The following is a 12,500-nucleotide window of genomic DNA, read 5'->3' on the forward strand; positions in this document are numbered from 1 at the left end:
AATAAAAAAATGAGGGGAATACAGGCAATTAAATAAAAAGATAATTATTTGTTACTTAATTGTAAAATGTGAGTAAATATGGAATGACGCTATTTTATCCCTTAAAGTAAATAGCGATAACATTGTAAATGTTATCGCTAAAGCACAAAAAATGAAAAAAGAAGCCGATGAATAGCCGTCTACAGTTTAAAAAATAACCAGATGACGCTGTTCATTCAATTCGGGGATCGCTAAATTAATCACCTTTTCAGGCATCTTTAAACCATTTTCAGAAAGCTCATCAAGTTCTTCTTGATGAATTTGCCCTTTTAATGCATAAAAACGCCCGTGTTCTTCAGTGACTAAATGTGAACACCAAGAAAGCATATCTTTCATCGACGCAAAAGCACGGCTAATCACTCCATCAAATGGTTTTTCTACTTGATACTCTTCAACTCGATATTGCACAGGCTCGATATTATGCAGAGCTAATTCATGCTGAACTTGCTTCATAAAACGAACGCGTTTACCTAAGCTATCAAGTAACACAAAGTGGTGATCGGGACGCATTATTGCTAAAGGAATACCGGGCAATCCTGGCCCTGTACCGACATCTATAAAGTTGTTTCCTTCAAGGTATTGACTCACAACTATGCTGTCTAAGATATGACGAATAAGCATCTGTTGAGGATCTCTGACAGAGGTCAAATTATATGCTTTATTCCATTTATCGAGCATAGCAACATAAGCGGTTAATTTTTGAGCTTGAACATCAGTTAACTCAATATTGGCTTGCTTTGCCAGCTTTTTTAACCGATTAAGTAAGTCACTCATGATGCACTCCGGCGTAATAAACCTTGTTTTTTTAACCAAACAAGTAAAATTGAGATAGCTGCAGGTGTCACACCGGAGATCCGCGATGCCTGACCTATTGAAGTTGGCTTGTGATCGTTTAGTTTGGCAATGACTTCATTTGATAATCCACTCACCTGTTTGTAGTCGATATCAATAGGCAATGCAGCACTTTCATTACGCAGTTGTTTTTCAATCTCTTCTTGTTGACGATTGATATAACCTTCGTATTTTACTTGGATCTCAACTTGCTCTGCCGCTTGTGGTCTCGAATCATCAATACCAGGAGCAAAACGAGGGATCTTTTTCAAAATCTCATAGGTCATTTCAGGACGACGTAATAAGTCTTCCCCATTCGCCTCTTTAGACAGTGGCGTTTTAAGTAATTGATTGATTTCTTCTAGGTTATCCGCTTTTGGATGAACCCAAATATCTCTTAAACGTTGACGCTCTTTTTCAACTAATTCGACTTTTTCACTAAATTGCGCCCAACGGTTGTCATCAACCATACCAAGTTCACGACCAATTTCAGTTAAACGTAAATCAGCATTGTCTTCACGTAACATCAAGCGATATTCAGCGCGTGAAGTAAACATTCGGTATGGCTCTTTCGTACCTAAGGTACAAAGATCATCAACTAATACACCAATGTAGGCTTGATCACGACGAGGGAACCAACCTTCTTGATCAAAAGCATAACGTGCCGCATTAAGACCTGCTAATAGACCTTGCGCTGCTGCTTCTTCATAACCGGTAGTGCCATTAATTTGGCCAGCAAAGAATAATCCGTTGATAAACTTACTTTCGAGTGTTTGTTTAAGATCACGGGGATCAAAAAAGTCATACTCTATCGCATAACCAGGTCGGATGATCTTGGCATTTTCCATACCTTTCATGGAATTTACTATTTGCATTTGAACATCAAAAGGTAAGCTTGTTGAAATACCATTAGGGTAAATTTCATTGCTTGTTAAGCCTTCAGGCTCTAAAAAGATTTGGTGTGAATTGCGATCAGCAAATCGCATCACTTTATCTTCAATTGATGGACAATAACGAGGGCCGATACCTTCAATAACCCCTGCATACATAGGGCTGCGATCGAGGTTGTTACGAATTATTTCATGTGTTTGCTCATTAGTATGAGTAATATGGCAAGGCATCTGTTCAGGATGTTGATCCACATTACCTAAAAATGAGAAAACAGGCATTGGATTATCGCCTAACTGTGGCGCTAATTGACTAAAATCGATAGTTCTTGCATCAATACGAGGTGGTGTACCTGTTTTTAAGCGACCTACACGTAAAGGTAATTCTCTTAATCGATGTGATAAAGAGACTGATGGTGGATCACCTGCTCGGCCACCACTGTAATTTTCTAAACCAATGTGGATTTTTCCATCAAGGAAAGTTCCTACGGTTAAAACTACCGCTTTAGCACGGAATTTTAATCCCATACGAGTGACTGCACCCGTTACTTGGTCATTTTCAACAATGAGATCTTCAACGGGTTGTTGGAAGATCATTAAATTAGGCTGATTTTCAAGTGTTGTACGAATAGCTTGGCGATACAGTACGCGATCGGCTTGTGCTCTTGTTGCTCTTACTGCTGGCCCTTTACTTGCATTAAGGGTTCTAAATTGAATACCAGCATGGTCGATGGCTGTGGCCATTAATCCACCCATGGCATCGATCTCTTTTACCAGATGCCCTTTACCAATCCCACCAATAGCTGGGTTACAAGACATTTGGCCCAAAGTATCAATATTGTGGGTCAGTAATAGGGTTTGACGCCCCATACGAGCTGCAGCCATAGCGGCTTCTGTACCGGCGTGACCACCACCGATGACAATGACGTCAAAATGTTCTGGATAAAACATGTGTGAACCTTAAATGTTACGAAATGCTGAATGTGTTGCATTGGGAAAACGAATTCTACTCAACTTTTTGACAGATACAAGTGAGCATGATCCGCAGGTAATTATTTAAAGATCTTTTTATTTAAAGATCTCTTTATTAGATCTTTTATTAAGGAAGCGATCCTCTGTGGATAAGTGGATTTTCTATTTAAAGATCATAAAAGTGTAAAGGATCATATACTGTGAATGATCCGTGATCTAGATGCTGATAAGCTGGGATCAAAACAGCGAGTTATACACAGGTCATTTCTGGATATAGGCTTATACAATGGATAACTACGGGTTAACCCCTGCTTTTAAGCATAGTTATCCACATCTGACTGCTGTTTTTTTGTTCGATTTAAAGTAAATTTTTCCAAGTTGTAAGCCATTCCTCTGCTGGATCTTCCGGAATGTCGTGTTCTTGTATATCTATTTCTAGGCGATCACCTAATCGAACAGCCCCTTTTTCTATTAGTTTTTGATCTAATGTTCTGATCGCACCACAGAAAGTGTCATATTCACTACTTCCTATACCTACAGCACCGAAAGAAACTTTACTTAGATCAATGCCGTCTGCTGAGATTTCGTCAGCAAATGGCTGGAGGTTATCTGGGATCTCACCTGCACCGTGTGTGGAAGTGATCACCAACCAGATCCCTTCTTGCGGAAGATCATTAAGAGAAGGCCCATGGTGTAGATCTGTCTCAAATCCCTCTTTAGATAAGATCTCTTCGAGGTGTTCGGCGACATATTCAGCACTACCCATGGTGCTGCCACTAATTAGCGTGACTTTTTTCATTCATGATCTCCTTATGTTCAAGACGCGCTATTGTACGCTGTGAATCACTTGGGATCTACCTGTGGATAATGTGGTTATAAAAAAAAAATAGTTTTTTTTCGTTATGGCTTGATTGTCCTTGTTATCGGGTTTTGCAAAGAGATCAAGGTTTCTGTCGATTGGATTTCATCAATAGTCTGAATTTTGTTGATAAGTACGTCTTGAAGCGCTTCGATGCTTTTACACATTACCTTAATAAAGATACTGTATTGACCTGTTGTATAATAAACCTCAACCACTTCATCTAACTTATCTAGCTTATCTAATGCGGTATGGTAGTCTTTGGCACTTTTTAAAATAATGCCAATAAAGCAGCAAACATCAAACCCTAGTTGTTTTTCACTTATATCTACGCGTGTCCCCGTAATAATTCCTGCTTGCTTCATTTTTTCAACACGAACATGAATTGTGCCCGGACTTACTGCAAATTTTTTAGCTAATTCAGCATAAGGTGTTCGAGCATTCGCCATTAAAGCGTGAAGTATGTCACGATCGAGATTATCGATCTGATAAATATTGTCCATAAAATCCCCCTGTTTTTAATGATAATTCATTTTTATAGTGTTTTTTTTAACGATTTTAAATAGGCAAGGCTATTTTTAATGAAGTATATTGAATTTACCCCCACTTTTGTTGCTTAATCTATCTCAGCAAAACACAACATCGCCACTAGGGATATAAAAAATGGAAAAATCATTCATTCAGACTCAACAACAAATTAGCTTTGTTAAATCATATTTTTCACGTTTATTAGAAAAAGAATTAGGCCTGATTGAAGTTCAAGGACCGATCTTAAGTCGCCTTGGTGATGGAACTCAAGATAACTTATCTGGTCATGAGAAGGCCGTACAGGTTAAAGTGAAATCTTTACCTGATTCTACCTTTGAAGTTGTCCATTCATTAGCAAAATGGAAACGTAAAACATTAGGTCGTTTTGGATTTAGTTCTGGTCAAGGTCTTTATACACATATGAAAGCCTTGAGACCAGATGAAGATCGCTTAACGCCAATCCATTCTGTCTATGTTGATCAGTGGGATTGGGAAAAAGTGATGGAAGGTGAGGAGCGTACACTACCTTACCTTAAGCAGACAGTGGGTAAAATCTATCAGGCTATAAAAGAAACTGAAAAAGCCGTCAGCGATGAATTTGGTCTGACACCGTTCCTGCCAGATCAAATTCAATTTATTCACACTGAAGAACTGTTACGCCGCTACCCTGATCTTGATGCTAAAGGTCGTGAAAAAGCGATAGCTAAAGAATATGGTGCTGTTTTCTTAATCGGTATTGGTGGAAAACTATCAAGTGGCGAAGCTCATGATGTAAGAGCGCCAGATTATGATGACTGGACAACACCTAACGAAGATGGCTTTGCAGGGTTGAACGGCGATATTTTAGTTTGGAACCCAGTATTGCAAGATGCTTTTGAAGTGTCGTCAATGGGTATCCGCGTTGATCCAGAGACATTAATGCGTCAGCTAACTTTAACTGATGATACTCAACGTCTTGAGTTAGATTGGCACAAAGCATTAATGCATGGCGATATGCCACAAACAATTGGTGGCGGTATAGGTCAATCACGTTTAGTCATGCTACTTTTGCAAAAAGAGCATATTGGACAAGTACAATGTGGCGTTTGGCAACAAGATACCCGTTTAGCTTTTGCGGATATGCTGTAATTATTGACGCCAACGTCGTAGTAATCGACTTTTTAACCCAGTGTCAAAACGCCATATGTGGTCGAAAATTTTCATAATACTGGGTTTACCATAATTGGATAGGGTAACCGCATGGAAGCGATTATGCTGTTGCTGTTGGACTTTTTTGATTTTATTGATTAGGTTTTCGGGTAACCTTTGGGCAACAAAGTCAGAAATAACAACAGCATCAGCGTCTTTCCATGTGGGGGTATTAAGCTTATCTGCTACCTTATTTAAACAAGATGCTAAATCAGTTCCACCTCTAAATGTTTGATTCAAAAATTTAACAAGTTCTTGTAATCCATCAGAAGAAGATAATTGGTAATGGATCATTTCTGTTGAAAACAGCATGACATGACAGGCACGGTTATCCGCTAGTGCTATTTTCATTAGTGCTAAACCAAAGGCTTTAGCACATTGCTCATTAAATCCCCCCATAGAGCCAGAAGTGTCGATACAAATGATAAAAGGGCCTCTTGGCCGTTCTTCATCAAGGTGATGAGTGACTGGGCGTAATACTGTGCGTTCCTGCCAACTATCACCTTGTAAACGATAAGTATTGAGCTGTTTTTCAATGAGTTTACGATAAAACTCATACTCAACTTCATTTATGCCTAATAAAGCTAGTTCAGCAGGTAATAAACGTAAAATATCATCACTTAAGCCTATACCATTTACTTGCTCTGGCGTGGTATCCGGTGCTTTTTCAACGATTGTTATTGATTCAAAAATCACACTCTCTTCAGGAAGCGATTTCGCCGTTTTACTTCGCCCCAGTAAGCTGGCCAATTTATGTAATTCAGGTTGTTGATTTAGAAAATCACTATAACGTTGAATAATTTTCTCATCATAGGGGGTTTTGGTAATAACGCCTTTGCTCATATCCCATAAACGGCCTGCAGCCCGTTCATTTTCAGAAAATGTATTACTTAAACTGCCACTTAATGCTAAGCGTTCTTGTAGTTCTGCAAGTAACTGCTCTTGCTCTTGTTCAAACAGTGCTTTATGTAATGTCGTGACTTGAAATATTAAACTAATGCGCCAGCGTTGAATAAATAGAGCTTGTTGAGCTGGAGAAAAAGGTTTATTTGCTTTTATTAGTTGTGTTGCTTCTATAACAAATGAAGAATCAAGCTGATTTAGTTCTGTAAGAATATTGTCCACTTGCTGATTAAAAACAGCATTACATAATGATTGCGTTTGCTGATAAAGTGCAAATTCATCTGCGATGATGGTCGGCACCAGTGTTTCTTTTACTTTTTCTTGTAAGCTTTTTTTCCATTGATAAATGTCTTTTAGTAATGCTTTTTTTAATCTTGGATGTTTTTCAAAAAAAACAGCTAATTGAGGAGAAGCTAATAAAGTGATAATCACTTCTTCTATAAGCTGTCCTTCGTTTATCGCTAAAAGCATATCGATGGTAGAAAGTGTTAGCATGGCATGGTCACTTTATTTGACTTCTTAATTGAGATAATTTTTCATTCAATTGCAAAAAGCTTTGTTCTATAGAAATGAGCCAATCATTATCAATAAAGATATTAGGTTGATGATGATTAAAATTTTCTTGTTCAGAATAAATATCTTGGGTGAGATCTTTTAATTTATCTAACCATTGTTGATTATCTTCAATAGGCTCTGTTTTGATGCTTTCTGACTGTTGGTATAACGACGTTGTTCGGCGACTAACATCCAATACCTCTAAGACACCATCTTGACGAATTTGTGCATTAATAGATTGTTGGAAACCAATACCATTTAATCTGGCAGAGAGTTCATCACCTTTATCTAAGAAAGTTTCTAATGCTTTTTTCTCAACAGTTATAAAGTTAACTTGAATACTATGTATATGCAGTGGAATATGTAAAAACAGCGTAAATTTATCAGACTGCATTTTTTCTGATAATTTGAAATGTATATTTCTACCAAACATACTACTTTGTTTTTCAAAGCGAAATGCTTGTTGATCTTGTTTGCTTCTTGTCGATTGCATCCATTCAGCCCACAGATTTTCTATTTTCTGTAAAAGTGTTAGCTGGTGGTATGCTTGTTCTGTTAATAGTGTTTTTAATAAGTCATTTAGCAGCGCAAAAGAAGCTTGATCATGCCAAAGGCAATCTTTTAACAGAATAAGATCTAAAGGTGATATAGCACTACGACCATTAAAAAAAGCACTGGCCTGTAATAGACGAACCGCTTTTTTCCAACGTCTGTCTGAAACATAAGGTGCTGCATCACTTTTATCGAGTGAGTCGCGAAGTTGATAAATTAATTCGAATAAGTGGTCATTCAAAGTAATTTTTTCTAACTCTGTTTGCCAAAGTAAAAATTCGTCTGTTGTAATTTGTAGTTGTTCAGGAATACGAAAAGCGCTGACCTCTTTATTAACTAATAACGCCCGGAAGTTTTTTTTATCTTGTACTTTTGATAACCAAATTCTAATCAGCATTCGATCATAAAGCGCTTCAAGACTGCTGTCTGAATCAGGTAGTTCATTAGAAGCCGAAACTAACAAACGCATGGGAATACTTACTTCGTTTTCGCCATTGCGAAATTTACGTTCATTAATTGCCGTTAATAAGGTATTCAAAATAGCGGGACCGGCTTTCCATATTTCATCAAGAAAAACAATTTCGGCGTCAGGTAAATAACCTTCGGTTAAACGTTGGTATTTTCCTTCATCTTTTAATGCTTGAATGGATAGTGGACCAAAAATTTCTTCAGGTGTTGAAAAACGGGTCATTAAATATTCAAACGCTTTAGCGTGTTTAAATGCCTCTTTCATTCTTCTCGCAATTAAGCTTTTAGCAATACCTGGAGGACCTAGCAAAAAAACGCTTTCTCCACTTAAAGCCGCGAGTAAGCAAAGCCGTATCGCTGATTGACGTTCATAAAGCCCAGTTTCAAGGTATTGGCTAAGTTGTGAGATCCGTTCTGCAAGTTGCATAAAGGCTCCTAATTAGGGTACTTATTTTCGTTATAGAGATGAAACTATCAAAAAATGAGTAATGACATATAGTCAATTATTCAATTAGTACACAATTCGTTTATAACAAAAATCGATTCAGCTTCCTACTGCTTCTTTTGGTTCTTTTTTGTTTTGCTGGCGAAACGTTTCGATGGTGATCACGTTTTTTCATTAATGTTGCTGAGATGATCGATTTAAAATACGACATGTCATCAATTAATGGCATTAAAACATTATCACTTGATAGTAAGGAAATATCATGGAAGCGAAGAAATTAGTGATTTTAGGTAGTGTTAATGTCGATCATATTCTTAATGTTGCTCATTTTCCGCATCCTGGTGAAACTATTTCCGGTAATCAGTATCAGATGGTTTTTGGGGGTAAAGGTGCAAATCAAGCCGTCGCTGCAGGGCGTTGTGGTGCTAATATTACCTTTTTAGCTTGTCTTGGAAATGACGATATTGGTCAAAGTGCTAAAGCTCAGCTGATCACAGATAAAATAGATACAGATTGTATTGAATTAATTGATGATGAAGCCACGGGTGTTGCGTTGATTTTTGTTAATCAGCAAGGTGAAAACGTTATTGGTATACACGCTGGAGCCAATGGAAGGTTAAACAGAGAATATGTTGAACGTTATAACTCGGTGATTAAAAAAGCAGATGCTTTACTTATGCAATTAGAATCACCTCTAGATTCTGTATTAAAAGCGGCTCAAGTCGCTAAACAAGAAAGTGTGCAAGTTATATTAAACCCAGCACCAGCACAGGCTTTACCTGATGAATTATTATCTCTCGTTGATATCATTACACCTAATGAAACAGAAACTGAATACCTCACGGGGGTAAAAGTTATTGATGATGAAAGTGCTCAACGTGCATCTAATATATTACATGATAAAGGGATAGAAACCGTTTTAATTACTTTGGGTAGCCGTGGTGTTTGGGTTAGTCAAAACAATCAAGGAACGATGGTTCCGGCATTTAAAGTGACCGCAATAGATACTATTGCTGCAGGAGATACATTTAATGGCGCTTTTATAACGGCTTTATTAGAAGGTTTACCAATGATGAAGGCGATTAAATTTGCGCATGCAGCCGCCGCTATCGCTGTTACTCGTGCAGGAGCACAACCGTCAGTACCTTGGCGCCATGAAATTGAAGCTTTTTTGTCGCAACATGACTAGCGTAAAAATAAGATTATCGCTATTTAGAGTGGCGTATAAAAGAGAGCTATAGGCTCTCTTTTATTTTTATATCTCAACTAATTAGTTTTCATTTTTCTTCTTATTAGTAAGGTTATCACCATCATGCTTATTAAGTAATAAGAAGACAAATGAAGAGAGTAGTGTGATAGCGCCGACAGTAATAAAAGTATAATGGAAGTTATCTACCGTAGAGCCGGCATTTTCTGCATCAAAATAATTTAAGATAGAAGCACTTACTGCAATACCAAAACTAATCGCTAGTTGTTGAGTGACGGCTAAAACACTATTGCCTGAACTGGCATTATTGTCAGTTAAGTCAGCGAGTGAAATAGTATTCATCGAAGTAAATTGAATTGACATGACAACACCTAATAAAAAGAGTGGTAATACTAGGTAATAAATAGACATATCAGGTGATTGTAAGGAAAACTGTGCAATCATCAGACCTATAATAATGGTTATTCCAAATAGTGTCCGGCGATAGCTAAATGTCACTAAGACTTTTGTCACAAAGGATTTGGCGAGTATAGAGCCCAAAGCCATTGGTGCCATCATCATACCTGAGATAATAGCAGGATAGCCAAAACCTACTTGTAACATCAGTGGCATTAAGAAAGGAATGCATCCTGTTCCTAAGCGCGTTGCGATATTACCCGCAATACCGACAGAGAAAGTCCGTGTTTTGAATATATTTAATGGTATTAAGGGTTGCTGGTGGCGTTTAGCGTGATTGATATAGAGACCGAGTAAAAAGAAGCCACCTAAAATCACCGCAAGAGGGATATATCGAGAGATGTTTTTATCGCCAAAAAGATCGAGGCTGACGGATAACATGACTAAACCAAAACCAAAGAAAATAAAACCGAGTAAGTCAAATTTACGTTTTGGCATCGTAAAATTAGGCATATGTTTTATGGCGTAAAAAATACCAAGTAAGCCAATAGGAATATTAATAATAAATATCCAATGCCAAGAAGCATAGGTGACAAGGATCCCTCCCAATAATGGACCCGCAATTGGCCCCACAAGCCCCGGCATGGTGACAAAGTTAAGAATGGGAAGGAGTTCGCTACGAGGATAAGCTCTTAATAAAGCAAGACGAGCAACCGGCATCATCATTGCACCACCTATTCCTTGTATAACCCGCGAAATTACCAAAAAAGCAAGGTTAGGAGAAAGTGCGCATAATAATGAACCGCCAGAAAAGAGTGAAACGGCGATAATGAAAATCTTGCGAGTCCCAAATCTATCAGCTAACCATCCACTTACAGGAATTAATAAAGCTACCGTTAAAGTATAGCTAATTACGGCTGATTGCATGGCGAGAGGGGAGTGATTAAGACTTTTAGCTATATCAGGGAGTGCCGTATTTAATATAGTCGCATCTAATGACTGCATAAAAAAAGCCATTGCAGCGATCCAGGGCAACCCTGACATATTTTTGGCGGATTTTAACATGTAACAGATACCGTCTTTCTTTTATATTTAGCTTATTAGCCAGTATAAACAAAAAGACAATAAAATCGTATTAAAAATACTCAGTCATTTATTAATAGTATTAAACAAAGATCACGCGCTCTATTTCCATCTCCTTCTATAATCGCTTGTACAATTTGATTATGAGTTTCAGGCTGTACTGTTTCATTGCCAACAATTAAATCAAAATATTTTTTGTAGGCAGATAGAAAAAGAGAACCAAAAGAAGCAAAAAATGGATTGCCACTGGCTTGATAGATTAGATAGTGAAATTGTGTATCAATATCTAACCAATGCTGACGGTTAAAGTTATCTTTGAGTAGCTGCATTTCTGTAGCTAGAAATAATAGCGACTCTTTTTGTGTCTCTGAAGCATGTAATGCAGCTAAATAACAGGCTTGAGGTTCTATTGCTAAACGAACATGATGGAAATAATGACTCACCTTATTAAACTCACCGCTATCTATCCACCAATTAAGTAAATCATTATCTAATAGATTCCAATTTTGCATTGGCGTAACTCGAGTACCTATTCTTGGGCGAGGTAGTAACATACCTTTTCCAGCTAGCATTTTTATTGCTTCACGAATAACAGTTCGACTGACTGAAAGTAGTTCAGCGAGTTCTATCTCACCAGGTAATAAAGATTCAGGTTCGTAGTATCCAGAAAGTATTTGTTTACCTAGCTTTTCAGCAACAATATAAGAAAGATTTTTTTGGGATGCTGAGCGTTGTTCGCTTAGTTGCATAATAATAGTTACCTTTACCATAATTTGCTTTCTATATTACGTGAGTAATAGCAATAAAGCTGTTTGGATTTTAATCTATCAGTGTAAAATTAGAGCATTTTCATTCGTTTTGTTGAAAAATAGAGCGAACAGAAAAAAAATTGAAATAAATACTTGCGCTAATCTGAGAAGCCCCTATAATGCGCACCCACTGACCGACGATGAGCTGACAACAGCAACGACGGAAAGGGAAGAGAAAAGAAAAAAGTTTGAAAAAACTCTTGACTCTTCAGAGGAATAGCGTAATATACGCCTCCTCGCAACAACGCAGAAGACCGGAAACGGCAGCGACAGTTGCACTGCTCTTTAACAAATTATCAGACAATCTGTGTGGGCACTCGCAGAGACGATATCTTCTAAAAAATTAGATGTATCAAGTCTTGAAGAGTGACTAACAAGTTAATTCATATAATGAATAAGCTAAGTTTTCGATTTCTTTGAGCATCAAACACTTTTAATTGAAGAGTTTGATCATGGCTCAGATTGAACGCTGGCGGCAGGCCTAACACATGCAAGTCGAGCGGTAACAGGAGAAAGCTTGCTTTCTTGCTGACGAGCGGCGGACGGGTGAGTAATGTATGGGGATCTGCCCGATAGAGGGGGATAACTACTGGAAACGGTGGCTAATACCGCATAATGTCTACGGACCAAAGCAGGGGCTCTTCGGACCTTGCACTATCGGATGAACCCATATGGGATTAGCTAGTAGGTGGGGTAAAGGCTCACCTAGGCGACGATCTCTAGCTGGTCTGAGAGGATGATCAGCCACACTGGGACTGAGACACGGCCCAGACTCCTA

The 12,500-nt window shown here is 38.0% G+C and carries 10 protein-coding genes and 1 rRNA gene (1 of these 11 running past the window's edge); 3 read left to right on the forward strand and 8 right to left on the reverse strand.

The window, feature by feature from the left end:
* Positions 1-186: 186 nt before the first annotated feature.
* The 4 genes from rsmG to asnC form a co-directional block, all read right to left on the reverse strand.
* The gene (gene rsmG, locus AACU98_RS06270; RefSeq protein ID WP_004246599.1) at positions 187-813 is read right to left on the reverse strand and encodes a 16S rRNA (guanine(527)-N(7))-methyltransferase RsmG; all 627 of its coding nucleotides are present in this window, start codon (positions 811-813) and stop codon (positions 187-189) included.
* Entirely contained in the window at positions 810-2,708 is a 1,899-nt protein-coding gene (mnmG, locus tag AACU98_RS06275; RefSeq protein ID WP_004246600.1) for a tRNA uridine-5-carboxymethylaminomethyl(34) synthesis enzyme MnmG, read from the reverse strand. The genes rsmG and mnmG overlap by 4 nt, the downstream gene beginning before the upstream one ends.
* Positions 2,709-3,087: 379 nt before the next feature.
* The gene (gene mioC / locus AACU98_RS06280) at positions 3,088-3,528 is read right to left on the reverse strand and encodes an FMN-binding protein MioC (protein ID WP_004249871.1); all 441 of its coding nucleotides are present in this window, start codon (positions 3,526-3,528) and stop codon (positions 3,088-3,090) included.
* A 101-nt stretch (positions 3,529-3,629) separates the two neighbouring features.
* Complete coding sequence (gene asnC, locus AACU98_RS06285; RefSeq protein ID WP_004246603.1) at positions 3,630-4,091, reverse strand: transcriptional regulator AsnC; 462 nt, start codon at positions 4,089-4,091, stop codon at positions 3,630-3,632.
* Between the two features lie 160 nt (positions 4,092-4,251).
* Between asnC and asnA the strand changes: the two genes are divergently transcribed.
* On the forward strand, positions 4,252-5,244 hold the full coding sequence (gene asnA / locus AACU98_RS06290; RefSeq protein ID WP_004246604.1) for an aspartate--ammonia ligase: 993 nt from the start codon (positions 4,252-4,254) through the stop codon (positions 5,242-5,244).
* Here asnA and viaA read toward each other — a convergent pair whose 3' ends face one another.
* A complete protein-coding gene (gene viaA, locus AACU98_RS06295; protein WP_161735699.1) occupies positions 5,245-6,702 on the reverse strand; it encodes an ATPase RavA stimulator ViaA in 1,458 nt (485 codons plus the stop codon).
* Positions 6,703-6,709: 7 nt separating this feature from the next.
* Positions 6,710-8,209 carry an ATPase RavA gene (gene ravA / locus AACU98_RS06300; RefSeq protein WP_161735701.1) on the reverse strand — a complete coding sequence of 500 codons (1,500 nt, stop codon included), beginning with the start codon at positions 8,207-8,209 and terminating at the stop codon, positions 6,710-6,712.
* Positions 8,210-8,489: 280 nt separating this feature from the next.
* Here ravA and rbsK point away from each other — a divergent pair, with 280 nt between their 5' ends.
* Positions 8,490-9,416, forward strand: coding sequence for a ribokinase (gene rbsK / locus AACU98_RS06305; RefSeq protein ID WP_004246607.1), 927 nt, complete (start codon positions 8,490-8,492; stop codon positions 9,414-9,416).
* An 81-nt stretch (positions 9,417-9,497) separates the two neighbouring features.
* Here rbsK and mdtD read toward each other — a convergent pair whose 3' ends face one another.
* Both mdtD and AACU98_RS06315 read right to left on the reverse strand, forming a co-directional pair.
* Positions 9,498-10,895, reverse strand: coding sequence for a multidrug transporter subunit MdtD (mdtD, locus tag AACU98_RS06310; RefSeq protein WP_012368605.1), 1,398 nt, complete (start codon positions 10,893-10,895; stop codon positions 9,498-9,500).
* Between the two features lie 80 nt (positions 10,896-10,975).
* Positions 10,976-11,662 carry a FadR/GntR family transcriptional regulator gene (locus AACU98_RS06315; RefSeq protein WP_004249867.1) on the reverse strand — a complete coding sequence of 229 codons (687 nt, stop codon included), beginning with the start codon at positions 11,660-11,662 and terminating at the stop codon, positions 10,976-10,978.
* Positions 11,663-12,156: 494 nt separating this feature from the next.
* Between AACU98_RS06315 and AACU98_RS06320 the strand changes: the two genes are divergently transcribed.
* Positions 12,157-12,500, forward strand: a 16S ribosomal RNA gene (locus tag AACU98_RS06320); it runs 1,199 nt beyond the window's last position.

It is taken from the genome of Proteus sp. G4380, from assembly GCF_963885725.1.
In the GTDB taxonomy this organism is placed as follows: Bacteria; Pseudomonadota; Gammaproteobacteria; order Enterobacterales; family Enterobacteriaceae; genus Proteus; species Proteus mirabilis.